The organism is Agromyces bauzanensis, assembly GCF_014645655.1.
Classification (GTDB): domain Bacteria; phylum Actinomycetota; class Actinomycetes; order Actinomycetales; family Microbacteriaceae; genus Agromyces; species Agromyces bauzanensis.
Map to the genome: position 1 here is coordinate 71,400 of NZ_BMMD01000010.1, position 16,463 is coordinate 87,862.

Annotated in this window: 17 protein-coding genes; 11 read left to right on the forward strand and 6 right to left on the reverse strand. The window is 72.2% G+C overall.

Features of this window, described 5'->3' with window-relative positions; genetic code table 11:
* The first annotated feature begins 2 nt into the window (after positions 1 to 2).
* Positions 3 to 1,553, forward strand: coding sequence for a CoA-acylating methylmalonate-semialdehyde dehydrogenase (locus IEX31_RS10060; protein WP_188743294.1), 1,551 nt, complete (start codon positions 3 to 5; stop codon positions 1,551 to 1,553).
* A gap of 12 nt (positions 1,554 to 1,565) precedes the next feature.
* Here the strand turns inward: IEX31_RS10060 and IEX31_RS10065 are convergent, their stop codons facing one another.
* The gene (locus IEX31_RS10065; RefSeq protein WP_188743295.1) at positions 1,566 to 2,345 is read right to left on the reverse strand and encodes an IclR family transcriptional regulator; all 780 of its coding nucleotides are present in this window, start codon (positions 2,343 to 2,345) and stop codon (positions 1,566 to 1,568) included.
* Between the two features lie 185 nt (positions 2,346 to 2,530).
* On the opposite strand from IEX31_RS10065, the gene IEX31_RS10070 reads away from it, so the two are divergent.
* From IEX31_RS10070 to IEX31_RS10085, 4 genes are read left to right on the forward strand one after another with little or no spacing between them, the layout of a single operon-like run.
* A complete protein-coding gene (locus IEX31_RS10070) occupies positions 2,531 to 3,286 on the forward strand; it encodes an MIP/aquaporin family protein (RefSeq protein WP_188743296.1) in 756 nt (251 codons plus the stop codon).
* Complete coding sequence (dhaK, locus tag IEX31_RS10075; protein ID WP_188743297.1) at positions 3,283 to 4,275, forward strand: dihydroxyacetone kinase subunit DhaK; 993 nt, start codon at positions 3,283 to 3,285, stop codon at positions 4,273 to 4,275. The genes IEX31_RS10070 and dhaK overlap by 4 nt, the downstream gene beginning before the upstream one ends.
* 4 nt (positions 4,276 to 4,279) lie before the next feature.
* The gene (gene dhaL / locus IEX31_RS10080) at positions 4,280 to 4,939 is read left to right on the forward strand and encodes a dihydroxyacetone kinase subunit DhaL (protein WP_188743298.1); all 660 of its coding nucleotides are present in this window, start codon (positions 4,280 to 4,282) and stop codon (positions 4,937 to 4,939) included.
* Positions 4,936 to 5,682, forward strand: a complete 747-nt coding sequence (locus IEX31_RS10085; RefSeq protein ID WP_188743299.1) for an HPr family phosphocarrier protein — start codon at positions 4,936 to 4,938, stop codon at positions 5,680 to 5,682. The genes dhaL and IEX31_RS10085 overlap by 4 nt, the downstream gene beginning before the upstream one ends.
* A 38-nt stretch (positions 5,683 to 5,720) precedes the next feature.
* On the opposite strand, the gene IEX31_RS10090 is transcribed toward IEX31_RS10085, so the two are convergent.
* From IEX31_RS10090 to IEX31_RS10100, 3 genes are read right to left on the reverse strand one after another with little or no spacing between them, the layout of a single operon-like run.
* Positions 5,721 to 6,194 carry a CinA family protein gene (locus IEX31_RS10090; protein ID WP_188743300.1) on the reverse strand — a complete coding sequence of 158 codons (474 nt, stop codon included), beginning with the start codon at positions 6,192 to 6,194 and terminating at the stop codon, positions 5,721 to 5,723.
* Positions 6,195 to 6,231: 37 nt separating this feature from the next.
* Positions 6,232 to 7,032 carry an enoyl-CoA hydratase/isomerase family protein gene (locus IEX31_RS10095; protein WP_188743301.1) on the reverse strand — a complete coding sequence of 267 codons (801 nt, stop codon included), beginning with the start codon at positions 7,030 to 7,032 and terminating at the stop codon, positions 6,232 to 6,234.
* Between the two features lie 30 nt (positions 7,033 to 7,062).
* Positions 7,063 to 7,980, reverse strand: a complete 918-nt coding sequence (locus IEX31_RS10100; protein ID WP_188743302.1) for a LysR family transcriptional regulator — start codon at positions 7,978 to 7,980, stop codon at positions 7,063 to 7,065.
* A 136-nt stretch (positions 7,981 to 8,116) separates the two neighbouring features.
* On the opposite strand from IEX31_RS10100, the gene IEX31_RS19285 reads away from it, so the two are divergent.
* The 6 genes from IEX31_RS19285 to IEX31_RS10125 all read left to right on the forward strand — a co-directional run bounded on the left by IEX31_RS19285 (position 8,117) and on the right by IEX31_RS10125 (position 15,347).
* Positions 8,117 to 8,239 carry a hypothetical protein gene (locus tag IEX31_RS19285; RefSeq protein ID WP_268236978.1) on the forward strand — a complete coding sequence of 41 codons (123 nt, stop codon included), beginning with the start codon at positions 8,117 to 8,119 and terminating at the stop codon, positions 8,237 to 8,239.
* A gap of 167 nt (positions 8,240 to 8,406) precedes the next feature.
* A complete protein-coding gene (locus IEX31_RS10105; RefSeq protein WP_188743303.1) occupies positions 8,407 to 9,807 on the forward strand; it encodes a threonine/serine exporter family protein in 1,401 nt (466 codons plus the stop codon).
* A gap of 9 nt (positions 9,808 to 9,816) precedes the next feature.
* Positions 9,817 to 10,389 (forward strand): orotate phosphoribosyltransferase, encoded by a 573-nt coding sequence (gene pyrE / locus IEX31_RS10110; protein ID WP_188743304.1) that lies wholly within the window; start codon positions 9,817 to 9,819, stop codon positions 10,387 to 10,389.
* Positions 10,389 to 13,439 (forward strand): septum formation family protein, encoded by a 3,051-nt coding sequence (locus IEX31_RS10115; protein ID WP_188743305.1) that lies wholly within the window; start codon positions 10,389 to 10,391, stop codon positions 13,437 to 13,439. Before pyrE ends, IEX31_RS10115 begins: the two co-directional genes overlap by 1 nt.
* A 1-nt stretch (position 13,440) precedes the next feature.
* Positions 13,441 to 14,418, forward strand: coding sequence for a ribokinase (locus tag IEX31_RS10120; RefSeq protein WP_188743306.1), 978 nt, complete (start codon positions 13,441 to 13,443; stop codon positions 14,416 to 14,418).
* Positions 14,415 to 15,347: a nucleoside hydrolase gene (locus IEX31_RS10125; protein ID WP_188743307.1), complete on the forward strand. Its 933-nt coding sequence runs from the start codon at positions 14,415 to 14,417 to the stop codon at positions 15,345 to 15,347. The genes IEX31_RS10120 and IEX31_RS10125 overlap by 4 nt, the downstream gene beginning before the upstream one ends.
* A gap of 28 nt (positions 15,348 to 15,375) precedes the next feature.
* Here IEX31_RS10125 and IEX31_RS10130 read toward each other — a convergent pair whose 3' ends face one another.
* The gene (locus tag IEX31_RS10130; RefSeq protein ID WP_188743308.1) at positions 15,376 to 16,173 is read right to left on the reverse strand and encodes an HAD-IIA family hydrolase; all 798 of its coding nucleotides are present in this window, start codon (positions 16,171 to 16,173) and stop codon (positions 15,376 to 15,378) included.
* A complete protein-coding gene (locus tag IEX31_RS10135; RefSeq protein ID WP_188743309.1) occupies positions 16,140 to 16,394 on the reverse strand; it encodes a hypothetical protein in 255 nt (84 codons plus the stop codon). The genes IEX31_RS10130 and IEX31_RS10135 overlap by 34 nt, the downstream gene beginning before the upstream one ends.
* Positions 16,395 to 16,463: the final 69 nt, after the last annotated feature.

Consider the following 16,463-nt stretch of genomic DNA (forward strand, 5'->3'; position numbering starts at 1 on the left):
TCATGAGCCAGACAGCGTCACAAGCACCGTCACTGACCGAGATCCAGCCGTCGGCCGCCACCAGGGTGACCGTTGAGCACTGGATCGACGGGGCATCCGTCGCGGGCGATTCCGACCGCACCGGACCCGTCTACAACCCCGCGCTCGGCGTGGAGCAGAAGCGCGTGCGCTTCGCCTCGACCGACGACGTCGACGTCGCCGTGCAGGCCGCGGCGCGCGCCTTCCCCGGCTGGCGCGACACCTCGATCGCGAAACGGCAGCAGGTGATGTTCAGGTTCCGTGAGCTGCTCGTGGCGCGCACCGACGAGCTCGCGGCGATCCTCACGAGCGAGCACGGCAAGGTGCTGTCGGATGCCGCGGGCGAGATCGCGCGCGGACTCGAGGTCGTCGAGCTCGCCTGCGCCATGCCGGGCTACACGAAGGGCGAGTACTCCGAGAACGTGTCGACGGGCATCGACGTGTACACCACCCGTCAGCCCGTCGGGGTGGTCGGCATCATCAGCCCGTTCAACTTCCCGGCCATGGTGCCGCTGTGGTTCTTCCCGCTCGCGATCGCGACCGGCAACACGGTGGTGCTGAAGCCGTCGGAGAAGGACCCGTCGGCGTCGATCTGGCTGGCGAAGCTCATGAAGGAGGCGGGCCTGCCCGACGGCGTGTTCAACGTCGTGCACGGCGACAAGGTCGCGGTCGACGCGCTGCTCCACCACCCCACGGTGCGTTCGATCTCGTTCGTCGGCTCGACGCCGATCGCGCAGTACATCTACTCGACGGCGACCGCGAACGGCAAGCGCGTGCAGGCCCTCGGCGGCGCGAAGAACCACATGCTCGTGCTGCCCGACGCCGACCTCGACCTCGCCGCCGACGCGGCCGTGAACGCGGGCTTCGGCTCGGCCGGCGAGCGCTGCATGGCCATCTCGGCGGTGCTCGCGGTCGACACCATCGCCGACGAGCTGGTGTCGAAGATCAGCGAGCGGATGTCGCGGCTGAGGACCGGCGACGGCACGCGCGGCTGCGACATGGGGCCGCTCATCACGCGGGAGCACCGGGACAAGGTCGCGGGCTACCTCGATGTCGCGGCATCCGACGGCGCCACGGTGGTGGTCGACGGACGCGACCCAGAGGTCGACGGCGAGCCCGACGGCTTCTGGATGGGCCCGACGCTCGTCGACAAGGTGCCGACCTCGTCGGCCGTCTACCGCGACGAGATCTTCGGGCCCGTACTGTCGGTCGTGCGCGTCGAGGGCTACGAGGACGGCCTCGACCTCATCAACTCGAGCCGCTACGGCAACGGCACGGCGATCTTCACGAACGACGGCGGCGCCGCGCGGCGCTTCCAGCGCGAGGTGACGGTCGGCATGGTCGGCATCAACGTGCCGATCCCGGTGCCGGTGGCCTACCATTCGTTCGGCGGCTGGAAGGACTCGCTTTTCGGCGACGCCAAGGCGTACGGTGCCCGCGGGTTCGACTTCTACACGCAGGAGAAGGCGATCACGTCGCGGTGGCTCGACCCGAGCCACGGCGGTATCAACCTCGGGTTCCCGCAGCACGACTGATCGGGCGAAGCGCTACTGGATGTCGGTCGGATCGGCCGCCGCGATCGGGCGCGGCCAGGTCGGCGCACCGAGCTCGCGCGACACGTTCCGGGCCGCCTCGCGGAGGTCGCTGATGACCATATCCGACGGGGGCCACTCGGTGGCCGGCAGCACGACCGCGATCGCGGCGATCACCTCGCCCTCGTCGGAGCAGATGGGCGCCGCGACCGACGCCTCGCCGATGACCGCCTCCTCGTTCTCGAACCCGAGCGCCTCCTGCCGGATGCGTTCGAACTCCTCCCGCATGCGGTCGGGCTCGGTGGTGGTCTCGGCCGTGAGGGCGATGAGCGGACGCGACAGCACGTCCGCGGCGTGCGCCGCGTCGTAGGCCAGGAGCACCTTGCCCATCGCCGAGGCGTGGCTCGGAATCGTCACGCCCGTCTCGGGCATCTGCTCGCTGCCGTCGGGCCGCCGGTTGTGGTGGATGACGATCACCTCGCCGAACAGCTCGACGCCGAGTCGGCTGGCGAGCCCGGTGCGGCTCGACAGCTCGTGCATCCAGCGCATCGATCGCGCACGCACGTCGAGCGTGTCGAGGTAGACGCTCGAGAGCTTCAGCAGGGCAGGGCCCAGCACGTATCGATTCCCGCTCGGCTGCTGCGCGACGAGCCCATGTGACTGCAGCGACTTGACGATGCCGTGCACGGTCGACGGCGGCAGGTCGAGCGCGGCCGCCATCTCCGTGATGCCCATGCGGCGCGACCCCTGCAGCAGGCCGAGGATCTTCGCGGCCCGATCGATCGACTGGATCATCGCGTCCCACCTCCCGCTGTGTCGTCGCGGCCCTGCGCCGCCTTCCATTCTGTCGGGTTCTTGACAGGCCGAAGACTGAGGTGCAGTATTCGGTATTACCGAAGGCGATTCGACAATGTCGAATCTAACACGGTTCCCGAGCCCACGGGCTCTCCCGGTTCCAACGGTTCAAAGGAGAACGCAACATGGACGACAACAGGACCTGGCAGCGGCTCGCTGCCGAGTTCCTCGGCACGGCCTTCCTCGTATTCGTCGGCGTCGGCTCGGTGCCGGCGTTCGCACTCGTGCGGGGCGACGCGCCGTTCGCACCAGCCGACCTCGGCTTCATCTCGCTGGCATTCGGCACGATCGTCGTCGCGACGGTGTACGTGTTCGGGTACATCTCGGGCAACCACATCAATCCCGCCGTCACCCTGGCACTCGCGGTCACCGGAAAGTTCGCCTGGCGCGAGGTGCCGGGATACCTCGTCGCGCAACTGCTGGGCGCCACGGTCGGCGCGTTCGCGATCGTCGGGGCGCTCGGTCCGCAGGCGAGCGAACTCGGACTCGGCGTGGCGGCGTACGGCGACATCCCCATCTGGCAGGCGTTCACGGCCGAGTTCCTCGGCACGTTCCTGCTCGTGTTCACCGTCTTCGGCGTGATCCACCGCAAGGCGGCGCCCGGATTCGCGGGCCTCGTGATCGGTCTCGTCGTGTTCGCCGCGATCATTCCGGTCGCGCCGGCGACCGGTGCCTCCATCAACCCCGCCCGCACCACCGGGCCGATGCTCGTGCAGCAGATCCTCGGCGGCACGGTGCAGTGGGAGCAGTGGCCGGTCTACGTCATCGCCGAGGTCGCCGCCGGCATCCTCGCGGGCGTGCTGTTCGGCCTGATCTCGCGCACGCAAGCAGACCGCACCACCCTTACGGAAGCGCTCGTCGAAGAGGAGGCCCGCGCATGAAGAAGCTCATCAACGCACCGGCGGCGGTGCTCGCCGACGCACTCAAGGGCGTCGCGGCGGCCCATCCCGATCTCAGCGTCGACTTCGCCAACCGCGTCGTCTCGCGGGGGTCGGTGACGCAGGGGAAGGTGGCGCTCATCTCGGGCGGCGGCTCGGGTCACGAACCGTTGCACAGCGGCTTCGTCGGCCTCGGGATGCTGGATGCCGCGTGCGCCGGCGAGATCTTCACGTCGCCGACACCCGACCAGATGCTCGCCGCCGCACAGACGGTGAGCGCCGGGGCCGGAGTCCTCTATATCGTGAAGAACTACACCGGCGACGTGCTCAACTTCGAGATGGCCGCCGAACTCGCCGAGGCGGAGGGCATCGCGGTGAAGACCGTGCTCGTGGCCGACGACGTCGCGGTCGAGGACTCGACGTGGACCGCCGGTCGGCGGGGCGTCGGCACGACGGTGCTGGTCGAGAAGATCGCCGGCGCCGCCGCCGAGGCGGGCGCCGACCTCGAGGCCGTCCATGCGATCGCCACGCGCGTCTCCGAGAACGGCCGGTCGATGGGCGTCGCGCTCACGAGCGCCACGCTGCCCGCCGTCGGGAAGCCCAGCTTCGACCTGCCCGAGGACGAGATCGAGATGGGCGTGGGCATCCACGGGGAGCCGGGTCGGAAGCGAGTGCCACTCGTACCCGCGGCCGAGATCGCCGAGGAGCTCGTGTCGTCGATCCTCGCGGACTTCGACTTCACGGGCGCCCCCGTGATCGCGATGCTCAGCGGCCTCGGCGGCACGCCCCTCATCGAGCTGTACGCGATGTACGGCGACGTCGCCGCCCTGCTCGAGCAGCGTGGCGTCACCGTCGAGCGGGCGCTCGTCGGCGACTACATCACGAGCCTCGACATGGCCGGATGCTCGATCACCCTCCTCCGCGCGGATGAGGAGCTGCTTCGCCTCTGGGACGCGCCGGTCAGCACCGCGGCGCTTCGCTGGGGGGTATGAGGCGATGCGCACGCTCGAGGACAGCCGACTCACGGTCGACGACCTGATCGCGTGGCTGATGCGATTCGACGAGCAGATCACCCGGCAGGCCGAGCGCCTGACTGAGCTCGACTCCGCGATCGGCGACGCCGACCATGGCACGAACATGGCCAGGGGCACCGCCGCCGTGCGGTCGCGGCTCTCGGCCGCGCGTCCCGACGACGCGGGCGCGCTGCTGAAGTCCTGCGGCATGGCGCTCGTGTCGACGGTCGGCGGTGCGAGCGGATCGCTGTACGGCACGCTGTTCCTCGAGATGGCCAGGCGCGTCGGCGCGGCCTCGGAGCTCGACAGGACCGTCTTCGCCGCTGCGTTCCGCTCGGGCGTCGCCGGCGTCGTCGCCCGGGGCCGCGCCGAGCTCGGCGACAAGACCATGGTCGACGCGCTCCAGCCGACGGTCGACGTCCTGGACACGGCCGCTGCCGACGGCGTCCCCCTCGCGGACGCACTGCGGTCCGCGGCGGACGCCGCCGCGGCCGGACGGGATGCGACCATCCCGCTCGTCGCCCGCAAGGGTCGCGCCAGTTACCTGGGCGATCGCAGCGCCGACCACCTCGATCCCGGTGCGACCTCCGCGGCGATCCTCGTGCAGGCGTTGGCGGACTCGCTGGCGGAGCGTGGCCGGTGATCGGGCTCGTCATCGTCTCGCACAGCCCTCGGCTTGCGGAGGCGGCGGTCGAGCTGGCGCTGCAGATGGTGCACGGGAGTGTTCCGCCGACTCGCATCGCCGCTGGCGTCGAAGGGCGCTTCGGCACGGATGCCGCGGCGGTCGCGGCGGCCATCGACGAGGTCGGAGGCTCCGACGGCGTGCTCGTCATCGCCGACCTCGGCTCGGCCGTGCTGAGTGCCGGGCTCGCCCTGGAGCTCACGGGGTCGAGCACGGAGGTGATCCTGAGCGGCGGTCCGTTCGTCGAAGGCATCACCGCGGCGCTCGTCCTCGCCGCGACCGGTGCGCCGTTGGCGGAGGTCGCGCGCGAGGTCTCCTCCGCGCTCGACGCCAAGGCCGCGCAGCTCGAACCGCTGCCGGAGGCGGCGGTCGCCGCCGCTCCGGACACTTCGGATGTTCCGGATGCGCCTGATCCGCGTTCCGCCGACGAGGTGCTCATCAACCCCGAAGGCCTGCACGCCCGGCCCGCCGCCATGTTCGTGCAGGCCGTCGGCGGCTACGACGCCGTCGTCGACGTCACCAACCTGACCACGGGCACCGGACCGGTCACGGCGAAGAGCCTCATCGGCCTGCTGTCGCTCGGGGCCAAGCAGGGCCACCGCATTCGGCTCGACGGACAGGGGCCCGACGCGGCGACGGCGGTCGGCGCGCTCCGCCGCCTGCTCGTCGACGGGTTCGGCGAGGCGACGTCGGCACCTGGCTGACGACCCGATGCTGTAGGCGTTCGGCCGCGGTCGGCACGTCAGGCGAGCGCGTCGCGCAGCAGCTCGAGCCCGGCTCGCACGGTCGCGTGCACGACTTCCGACGGGTCGCCGTCGAACTGGAAGTGCACATCGCGGATGTCTCCGCGTACCGCTACGGCCGCGTAGACGCTGCCCGCCGGCTCCCCGTCGTCGGGCTCGGGGCCGCCGACCCCGGTCACGCTGACCGCGGCATCCGCCCCGAGGAGTCGGGCGACCCCGGTCGCGAGTTCGCGCGCGCACTGCGCCGAGGTGATGTCGTCGGCGGTGACGCCGAGGAGGTCTCGCTTCACCTCCTCGGCATAGGCGATCACGCCGCCGCGCAGCCATTCCGAGGCATCCGGTGCCGCGCCGAGCGCGTTGGTGATGGCGCCGCTCGTGAGCGATTCCGCCGCCGCGACGGTGAGGCCCGCGGCCGTGGCTCGGCGCGCGACCTCCGCCGCGAGCCCGGCGAACTCGTCGGCCGGATCCTGCATGTCGTCCCCCTGTTCGCTTCCGATCGCCCCGCGCGCGTCAGTCCCGCGGCCGCGAGCCGCGCTGCGAGGCCCCGGTGAACGCGGCGATGGCCGCCTGCGCGTCGGGTGTCTCGAACGAGGCCGCGATCGTGCGCGCTTCGTCATCGAGCGCCTCCTGGAAGGCGCGTCCGAGTCCGGACCGCACCAGCCGCTTGGCCTGTCCGAACGCCGCCGTCGCGCCGGAGAGCCACGAGTCCGCGACCGCGCGGGCGCGCGCCGCGACCGCATCGGCCGGAACGACCTCGCTCACGAGTCCCCAGTCGAGCGCCTCGGCGGCGCCCAGCGTGCGGGAGGTGAGGGTGAGCTCGAGCGCGCGCCGCGTGCCGACCGCCTCGGGAAGCAGCGTGCTGACGCCGCAGTCCGGCGTGAGTCCAACGTCCGAGTAGCGGCTCGCGAACGTCGCGGCCTCCGAGGCGATGATGAGGTCGGCGACCAGCATGAAGCCGAGGCCGCCGCCCACCACCGGCCCCTGCACGGCCGCGACGATGGGCTTCGAGCTCTCGCGGAGCGTGCGATGGCCGTCGTGGATCCGGTCGGCGAGGCCCTGGATGATACGGCCGGCGTCGGGCTGGTCCGCAGCGAGACCCGACATCGCGATCACGTCGCCGCCCGCGCAGAAGGCGCGGCCGACCGCGTCGAAGAGCACCGCGCCGATGTCGTCGCGCTCGGCGATCTCGTGCGTGATCGACTGCCAGCGCCCGATCGCGTCGGGATCGACTGCGTTGAGTCGTGCGGGTCGGTTGAGCGTGACATGGGCGAGCCCCTCGTGGACATGGAACAGGATCGCGTCGTCGCTCATGGTGCTGGAGTCTACTTCGCGGCACCGGGATCAGACCTCGGCGTGGGCCTCGGCCAGCCGGGCGGCCCGCGCCACGAGCACGTCGAGCACCGTGCGCACGGCGAGCCGCTCCGCGACATCCGGACGCAGCAGCGCGACGATCTGGCGCGCCGACGCGACGCCGCGGACGGGCTTCAACACGACCCCGGAGGTCATCGTGCCCGACGTGAGCCTGGGCACGAGGGCGATGCCGAAGCCCGCCTCGATGAACGCCTCGACGATGCGCATGTCGCTGAAGCGCTGGGCGACATGCACCCGCTTGCCGCCCTCCTGCTCGATGGCGTGCAGGATGCGTTCGAACGGGAACCCGGGCGGCACGCCGAGCCAGGTCTCCTCGACGAGGTCGGCCGGCGTCACGTATGCCCGGTTCGCGAGACGGTGGTCGGCCGGGACGCCGACATCGAGCGGTTCGGTGAGGAGCGGGACGGCCCTGAGCCCGCGACCGCCCCACGGCAGTTCGCCCGGCATGGTGTGCGCGAGCACGATGTCGAAGTCGGCCGTGAGGTCGGGGAATTCGGCGAGCTCGGGATCAAGGTCGGTGCAGTGGACCACGAGCCCCGCGACCTGCGCGAGGTCGGTGAGCACGGCGGGCAGCAGGGTGGCGCCGATCGTGGGGAACGTGAGCAGCGTCACCTCCCCGCTCGGGTGGTTGCGGAACTCGTCCCACAGCGCAGCGGCGTGCTCGACGGCGATCGCGACCTCGGCGGCGCTGCGTGCAAGTGCCTGCCCGGCGCTGGTGAGCACGAGGCCGCGGCCGCTGCGGGCGGTGAGCGGCATCCCGGCCTCGCGCTCGAGCACCTTGAGCTGCTGGGACACGGCCGACGGGGTGCGGCCGGTGGCCTCGGCGACCGCAGTGACGCTGCCGCGCTCCGCGAGTTCCCTGAGCAAGTCGAGCCGCCCAACGTCCATGTAGCCAGACTACATCGTCAGTGAAGGATCGTGCGCTTGTGCTGCATGGTCCGCGGCGCAATGATTGAAGGGTCGAACACGTGCAACGGCGCCTCCGTCGCTCGACGAACCGTCACTCCGTCGAAAGGAACCAACCGTGTTCACGCTTCTGGTCATGCTCGGTATTGCTTCTGTCGCCGGCATCGTCGGCTCCATCGTCGTCTCCGCGCGCGACGGCTACCGCCGTCAGCCGCGGGAGACGTTCGCACGCACCGTCTGAGGTCGTCGCACCACCCGGCGCGACCGGGTGCAGGGCCGCAGGGCGGGGAGGAACACCCCCCGGAGCGGCCCTTCGTCGTTCCGCGTCAGCAGCCGCGCTCCTTGCCGTCGTCGACCAGCGGCGATAGCGTGTGCCGGGATGCAGCATCCGTGACAGGAGGCGTGGCGATGACCGACGACCCCGTCGATCGCGCGGTGCTTCGGCGCTTCCTCCTCGGCCTGGCCGAGGGAATGATCGCCGCCGCCGAGTCCGTCGACCGCATCAGCGACACGATGACGCAGGTCACCCGATCGTACGGGCGGCGGGACAGCGACTTCCTCGTCCTGCCGACGGCGATCATCGTCGAGACCGGCGTCGGTGAGGAGGGCCGGGTCGCCATCCGGTCGGCGGTGAACGTCTCGTTTCGGTTCGACCAGATTGCCGCGCTGTACGTGCTCATCGAGCAGGCTCGCCGGGGTGCGGTCGACCCCGCCGAGGGCATCCGTCGGCTGAACGAGATCGGGGCGATGCGGCCGCGGCACGGATGGTTCGTACGTACCCTGGGCCACGCGCTGCTGACCACGGGACTCGCAGTACTCCTCACCCCGACGTGGCAGGGCGCGCTCGTGGCGTTCGTGCTCGGTTGGTTCATCGGCCTTGCGAAGCTCGTGCGCTCGCCCACTCTGCAGCTCGTCTTCCCCGTTTTCGCCGCCTTCGCGTGCGGGCTCGCCGTGTTCATCCTCGCGCAGCACGTGGAGGTCGGCGACCCCGTCCGCGTGCTCATCGCCCCGCTCGCTACGTTCCTGCCCGGCGGTGCCCTCACGACCGGGACCGTCGAGCTCGCCGCGGGTCAGATGTTGGCCGGCGCGTCACGTCTCGTGTTCGGTCTCGTCCAGCTCGCGCTGCTCGCGTTCGGAATCATCGCCGCCGGCACGGTCGTCGGGGTCGCGAGCTCGACCTACGAGACGCTCGAGGCATCCGGGACCTTTCCCTGGTGGACCGCGGCGCTCGGCGTGCTGCTGTTCGCAATCGGCAACCATCTGCACTTCTCCGCGCCGCCCTCGACATTCGGCTGGGTGCTGCTCACGCTGGTCGTCGCCTACGCGGGACAGTCGCTCGGATCCGCACTCATCGGGCCTACGGTGAGCGGCTTCATCGGCGCCGTCGCGATGACGCCCGTCGTGCTCTGGATCGCGAGCCTCCGGAACGGGGCTCCGTCGCAGCTCACGTTCCTGCCCGCCTTCTGGCTGCTCGTTCCCGGCGCGGCCGGGCTCGTCGGGCTCACCGAGGCGGTCGGATCCAGCCAGGGTGTCGACGACTTCGTCACGGCGCTCACGTCGGTCATGTCGATCGCTCTCGGCGTGCTGATCGGCACGGCGTTCTACCGGGTGGCGCACCACGGCGCCCAGGAGATCGCAGAATTCCACATCGACGTGCCCGCCCTCGCCGACGAGACGGCGCCTCCACTGTGGGCGAGGCTCGTCCCGGGAACGCCGAAGTCCTTCTGGGGGCGGCGGCGGGCCGATGCCTCCCGAACGGGGCGCACGCCCGCGGCATCCGAACCTTCCTCTCAGACAGGGGAGTCGTAGAGTATTCGGGTGACCCTTGCGCCTCAGGACCGGAGCACCGACACGCGCCGCCAGCTCATCGAGCACATCGCGGCCGACGCGGTGTTCCACGGCGACTTCACGCTGGCCAGCGGAAAGAAGGCGTCGTACTACGTGGACCTCCGCAAGGTCAGCCTCGACCACCGCGTCGCGCCGCTCATCGGGCAGGTCATGCTCGACCTCATCGGCGACATCCCCGACGTCGCCGCAGTCGGGGGAATGACCATGGGCGCCGACCCGATTGCCGCCGCCGTGCTGCACCAGGGCGTCGCGCGCGGCCTCGCGTTCGACGCGTTCGTCGTGCGGAAGGAACCGAAGGACCACGGCCGGGGCAAGCAGGTCGAGGGTCCGGATGTCGCGGGCAAGCGTGTCATCGTGCTCGAGGACACCTCGACCACCGGTGGTTCCCCGCTCAAGGCGATCGAGGCGCTGCGCACGGCGGGTGCCGAGGTCGTCGCCGTCGCCGTGGTCGTCGACCGTGCAACGGGTGCACGTGAAGTGATCGAGGCGGCAGGTGTGCCGTACCGCGCCGCAGTCGGCCTCGAAGACCTTGGATTGGCCTGATGAACCGCGACGGGCGAGACGCCGACGACGCCGACTGGCTGCTTGCGCAACTCGCAAGCGGCCGGACCCCGGCTCGTCAGGACCCGCCGGTCGCCCCCCCGCCCGTCGCGCAGCCGCCGGCGCAGCCCATCGTCACTCCGACCCCGGCACCGCGCAGCGAGGAGGTCCTCGACTGGTTCTCGCTCGCCGAGCCCGAGGGCGAGCCTGCGGACGTGACGCGTGCACTGCCCGGGGTCGGCCCATCCGCAGAGCGGGTCGAGCCGCCCGCCGTGACGCCGCCCCCGGCGCCGCCAGTGCCTCCCACGCCGCCGGTGCCTCCCGCTGCGGTGCCGCCGGCCGCGGTGCCGCCCGTGCCTCCCACGCCGGCCGTGCCTCCCACGCCGGCCATGCTTCCCACGCCGCCGGTGCCCCCCACGTCGGCCGTGCCTCCCACGCCGCTGCCGCTGACCTCGGTCGAGCCGCCCGTCGGCGCCGTGCCGACGTCCGAGCGGGCCGCACCGCTGTCGCCGCCCGAGCGCATCGCATCGCTGCCGCCGCAGGAGGCCGCGCCGGTCCTCCCATCCGAGCCCGTCGCTCCCGCCCCGCCGCCGGGTCCCGTGACGCCGCCCGCGCAGTTCGCCCTCACGTGGGGCGGTGGCGACCTCGACTCCGAGGAGGCGGTCCGTGCCGCGTTCCGCAGCCTCTCGACGTCGGGGCTGGCGATGCCCGAGACGACGCCCGCCCCATCGGCCGGGCCTGCTCAGCCGCCGCATCCGCACGTTCCGGATGCCGCGGCTTCGCCCCCGGGCGAGGCCTCGACCCCACCCGACCCCTTCGCCGGCCATCTGCCGCCGCCCGTGGCGCATCAGTCGTTCACGCCGGTGACGCGTCCGACGCCCCAGCACCATCCGATCGCGCCGACGACCGCACCGCCGAGCTGGGAGGAGCGTGCCGCGCAGCCGACAGCTCCAACGCACTTCGATGACGAGTTGTGGTCGGCGCTCAATGAGGACGACGAGCAGCCGGCCTCCGCCACGCCGTCGTCGGCCGCTGCGGTCGAGCCCGCCGCGACGGAGCCGCCCGCCGCGGAGCCGCCTGCTGCGGTGCCGCCGCCTGTCGCCCCTTCGGTGCCGCCCACGACGGTCGTGCCGCCGGCCGAGACGGCGGGCCCTGCCCTCCCGTTCGAGCAGTGGGCTGCCGCGCTGGAATCGGCTGCGCCGGTGCAGCCGGCCGCTTCGTTGCCGTCGGCGGCGAGCCAGCCGCCGCCGGCTCATCCGGTTCCGCCCGCTCCGATGCAGCAGCCGCCGGCGGCAACGCAGCCGCCGATGCCGCCCGCTCCGCTTCCGCCGGCCGCTGCGGTGCCACCGCCGGTCACGGCCGTGCCGCCGGCGGTCGCTCCGATGCAGCCGGCCGTGCCCTTCGAGATCCCGTCCGCTCCCGCAACCACCACCGCCTCGGCCGGGTCGTCGCACTCCCAGGGATTCCCGTTCATCGAGGTGCGTGGCGAGGCCGGCTCACCGGTGCCGACCGTGGGCGCGACGGCCGCCGGGTCGATGGCCGATCGACGCGGTCCGTTCCCGGTGTTCGCGTCGAACGGAGGCGACGACCGGCCCGAGCGCGGCGAGGAGCAGCCCAACGCACCCGTCGACGACCTGCTCGCGGCGCTCGGCGGCGGGATCCGATCCTCCCGTGACGACGGGACCGGCGACCGGAACGGCGCCGACCGCTTCGGGACCGCGCGGCGCGGCGATCTGCCGCCCCGGGAGCCGTCCGGGCCGTCCGGCGATGGACCGGATGCGTTCGGATTCGGGCACGACGACCACGACGACCACGACGACCGCGACGACCGCGACGGAGCCGACGACGACGGTCGGAGCGACGAAGAGGTCGAGTCGACGATCGCACGTGAGATCGCCGAGACCGGCTACTTCTGGAACCTGACCCCGGATCCCACGGCGTCCGATCCCAAGGCGGCGCGGCAGGCCGACACCTCGGTGCCCTCGCCATTCGACCAACCGTCGCCGTTCGCCGTCGAGCCCGAGGGCGTCCAGGAGCCGCCTGCGGACTTCGAACCCGCGCCTGTGTGGCAGCCCGAGCCGGCGTGGCAGGCGGAGCCAGAATGGCAGGCCGAGGTCGAGCCCGCATGGCAGCCCGAGCCCGAGCCCGAGCGCGAACCTGAGCCCGACCCCGAGTGGTCGTTCGGCGGCGATGACCTGAGCGCGATGTTCCCCCCGGCCGCGGCGTCGACGCGGCCGGCGGCCCCGGCTCCTGCGTCACCGACCCCGAACACCACCGACGACGACGATCCGCTCGCCTCCCTCTTCAGCGCATCGGCCGCTCAGCAGTCGGGCGCGGCCCCGTGGCCGCCTGCCGCGGCATCCGCGCCGACGGCGTTCGCGTCCCCGGCGGCCGGCATCGCGTCGCCACCCAGCAACCCCGTGGCCATGCCCGCACCGGGCGGTGCCGGCGCCGGGAGAGGTCCCGGCGGCGGCTCGGCCGGGGGCTCAGGCGGCAACCGAGCCGTGCGCACCCTCCTGTGGATCGCGGGCGGCCTCGTCGTGGCCATGGTGCTCGCCGGCCTGTTCTACCTCGGCACCCAGCTCTCGGGCGGCGTCGGGGCGGAGTCCCCGTCGGCATCGCCGAGCGCCACCGAGGCGCCCGTGGCGGAGCCCAGCGCACCGCAGCCGATGGGCGTGCACGCGTGGAACACGCTCTTCGGCGGCGAGTGCATCGATCCGTTCGAGTCGGCGTGGGCCGAGGAGTTCACGGTCGTCGACTGCGCCGCCCCGCACACCGCCCAGCTCGTGTACCGCGGGGAGTTGCCCGACGATGCGGCCGCACCGTTCCCCGGGGAGGAGGCCATCGCGGCGCAGATGGGCCAGCTCTGCAGCACGTCCGGCATCATCGATGTGGGTCTGGTCGCAGGCGTCCCCGACCTGCAGGTCCAGGCCGCGTTCCCGGTCACCGAGGAGCAGTGGACGAGCGGTGAGCGCACGTACTACTGCTTCGCGAACCGCTCGGGCGGCGAGCCCCTGACCGGCTCGATCCAGGGCCCGGGGCCCACGGCGTAGCGTGGCGGCATCCGCTCGGGTCGTCGTCTTCGGCTCGCTGAACGTCGATTCGACGAGCTACGTCGCGTCGTTCCCCGCGCCCGGGGAGACGATCCTCTCGTGGGGCTTCCAGGTCGCGCTCGGCGGCAAGGGGTCGAACCAAGCGGTTGCGGCACACGTGGCAGGCGCTGCCGTCGAGCTCGTGGCGCGGGTCGGCGCGGATGCCGCGGGGGACTTCGCCGTGGCCGCGCTGGACCGATTCGGCCTGCCGACCGGTGCGATCGCACGCGAGACGGATGCCCCGACCGGCGTCGCCCAGATCACCGTCGCCGACTCGGGCGAGAACACGATCGTCGTGACGGGCGGCGCGAACCTCGCGCTCACGCCGGCCGTCGTCGACGCCGAACGCGACCGGATCGCCGCCGCCGTGCTCGTGCTCACGCAGGGCGAGCTTCCCGTCGCGACGATCGACCGACTCGCCGCCGTCGCCGACGAGGCAGGCGTGCGCTTCATGCTCAACCTCGCGCCGCCCGCCGGCGTCGCACCCGAGACGCTCGCCGTCGCCGATCCGCTCGTCGTCAACGAGCACGAGGCGCGGGCGGTCGGGATCGGCACGGATGCCGCGGTCGCGACGCTCGAGGACTGGCGCTCGGTCGCGGCATCCGCCGCCGGCACGGTCTCCCGCTCCGTCGTCGTGACGCTCGGGTCGGCGGGCGCCGTCGCGGCCTCGGCCGACGGCGCGTGGTCGGTCGCAGCACCGAGCGTGACCGTGGTCGACACGACGGGGGCGGGCGACGGCTTCACGGGCACGTTCGCGGCGTTCCTCGCCGAAGGCCTCCCGTTGAGCGAGGCGCTGCGCATCGCGGTGGCGGCGGGTGCGCTCGCGGTGCAGGATCGCGGCACGGTCGGCGCCTATGCGCCGCGCGAGGCAGTCCTCGAGGCGGCGCGACGCGCCGCGCCGGAGCGCACGGCTCCCGCCGGGGGAGCGGCGCCCGCATGAGAAGCCCCGTGATCGTCGACTGCGACCCCGGGCACGACGACGTCTTCGCACTGTGGCTCGCGGCGGGGCATCCGTCGCTCGAGCTCCGTGCCGTGACGACCGTCGGCGGCAACGTACCGCTCGAGCACACGAGCCGGAACGCGCGCATCGCGCTCACGGTCGCGGGCGTGACCGACGTCCCCGTCGCCGCCGGCGCGGAGGGGCCGCTCAGCCGCGTGCTCGAGACCGCGGAGTGGATCCACGGTGAGAACGGGCTCGGCGGCCCCGAGCTGCCCGAGCCCGCGGTGCCACTCGACGCCCGCGGAGCGACCGAGCTCATCGCCGACACCCTGGCCGCCTCGGATGAGCCCGTCGCCATCGTCGCGACCGGCCCGATCACGAACGTCGCGATCTTCCTGCGCGACCGGCCCGAGCTGGCGCACCGCATCCGCGAGATCGTGTGGATGGGCGGCTCCACCGAGCGAGGCAACGTGTCGCCGTACGCGGAGTTCAACGCGTGGGTCGACCCCGAGGCGCTCTCGATCGTGGTCGGCAGCGGCATCCGCCTCACCATGGTCGGCCTCAACGTGACCCATCACGCGCTCGTGACGACCGCGGTGCGCGAGCGTCTCGCCGCGGTCGGCACTCGCACGGCGGCATTCGGCGACGAGCTGCTCGAGTTCTTCTGTCGCACGAACGACGAGGTCTTCGGCATGCCCGACAGTCCCCTGCACGACCCGGTCGCGGTGGCCGTGCTCGCCGATCCCGGCTCGGTCGAGCTCACGTACACGAGGCTCGATGTCGAGCTCGCCGGCACCGAGACCTCCGGGGCGACGAGCGTGGATCTCGGCGGCATGCTGCGGCGGGAGCCGAACGCGTGGGTCGCGACCCGGCTCGACGTCGACCGGTTCTGGGGCGTCGTCGAGGGGGCCGTCGCTCGGCTCGCCTGACGCCGCAGCACCCGGCGGGGCGGCGTGCCTACAGCTCGGTCTCCACGGGCTCGCGCACCACGAGCTCGCTCACGCCCGAGAGCACCTCGTCGGGGCGGAACGGGTACTTCTCCATCTCGGCGTGGTCGCTGATGCCCGTGAGCACGAGCACCGTGTGCAGGCCGGCCTCGATGCCCGCGACGATGTCGGTGTCCATGCGGTCGCCGATCATCGCCGTGTTCTCGGAGTGCGCGCCGATCTTGTTGAGGGCCGAGCGGAACATCATCGGGTTCGGCTTGCCGACGACGTAGGGCTTCTTGCCCGTGGCCTTCGTGATGAGGGCGGCGATCGCCCCGGTGGCGGGCAGGGGGCCCTCGGCGCTCGGCCCCGTGGCATCCGGATTCGTGACGATGAACCGCGAGCCCTTGCCGATGAGCCGGATCGCCTTGGTGATCGCCTCGAACGAGTAGTTGCGCGTCTCGCCGACGACGACGAAGTCGGGGTTCGTCTCGGTCATCACGAATCCCGCCTCGTGCAGCGCGGTGAGGATGCCGGCCTCGCCGATGACGAATGCGGTGCCGCCGGGCAGCTGCTGCTTGAGGAAGTCGGCCGTTGCGAGGGCCGAGGTCCAGATGCGCTCCTCGGGAACGTTGAGCCCGCTCGCCCGCAGCCGGGCCGACAGGTCGCGAGCCGTGAAGATCGAGTTGTTCGTGAGCACGAGGTACGGCGTGCCGGCATCCTCCCACTGCTGCAGCAGCTCGTCGGCGCCCGGCAGCGCGTGGTTCTCGTGCACGAGCACGCCGTCCATGTCGGTCAGCCAGGCCTCGACCTCTTCACGTCGTCCCATGCGGCAAGCCTAGGATGCCCAGGTCGCAAGCCGATGAACGCGGGATGCCGCGAGCGCACGCTCAGTGCAGCCGCGTAGTGGATGCCCGCGCCTTCGGCGAGCGTGACGTGCCGCGCGTCCGGGGCGGACGTGAGCGAGACCGCCTCGCAGGGCGCGAAGACGCGCACGCCGAACTTGAACGCCTGCATGGAGGCCTGCGCGGTCAGCTGATCGCCGCTCACGACGGCGAGGTCGACCGTGGGATCCTCCTCGGGCGCGTAGGCCAGGCACGAGGTCGAGCCGACGGAGGC

Excerpts from the sequence above, each read along its gene's own strand:
- IEX31_RS10090 (WP_188743300.1), bottom strand. The coding sequence starts at position 6,194 with ATGCAGGATCCGGCCGACGAGTTCGCCGGGCTCGCGGCGGAGGTCGCG.
- IEX31_RS10125 (WP_188743307.1), top strand. The coding sequence starts at position 14,415 with ATGAGAAGCCCCGTGATCGTCGACTGCGACCCCGGGCACGACGACGTC.
- IEX31_RS10065 (WP_188743295.1), bottom strand. The coding sequence starts at position 2,345 with ATGATCCAGTCGATCGATCGGGCCGCGAAGATCCTCGGCCTGCTGCAG.
- IEX31_RS10060 (WP_188743294.1), top strand. The coding sequence starts at position 3 with ATGAGCCAGACAGCGTCACAAGCACCGTCACTGACCGAGATCCAGCCG.
- dhaK (WP_188743297.1), top strand. The coding sequence starts at position 3,283 with ATGAAGAAGCTCATCAACGCACCGGCGGCGGTGCTCGCCGACGCACTC.
- IEX31_RS10130 (WP_188743308.1), bottom strand. The coding sequence starts at position 16,173 with ATGGGACGACGTGAAGAGGTCGAGGCCTGGCTGACCGACATGGACGGC.
- IEX31_RS10115 (WP_188743305.1), top strand. The coding sequence starts at position 10,389 with ATGAACCGCGACGGGCGAGACGCCGACGACGCCGACTGGCTGCTTGCG.
- IEX31_RS10070 (WP_188743296.1), top strand. The coding sequence starts at position 2,531 with ATGGACGACAACAGGACCTGGCAGCGGCTCGCTGCCGAGTTCCTCGGC.
- IEX31_RS10095 (WP_188743301.1), bottom strand. The coding sequence starts at position 7,032 with ATGAGCGACGACGCGATCCTGTTCCATGTCCACGAGGGGCTCGCCCAT.
- dhaL (WP_188743298.1), top strand. The coding sequence starts at position 4,280 with ATGCGCACGCTCGAGGACAGCCGACTCACGGTCGACGACCTGATCGCG.
- IEX31_RS10100 (WP_188743302.1), bottom strand. The coding sequence starts at position 7,980 with ATGGACGTTGGGCGGCTCGACTTGCTCAGGGAACTCGCGGAGCGCGGC.
- IEX31_RS10105 (WP_188743303.1), top strand. The coding sequence starts at position 8,407 with ATGACCGACGACCCCGTCGATCGCGCGGTGCTTCGGCGCTTCCTCCTC.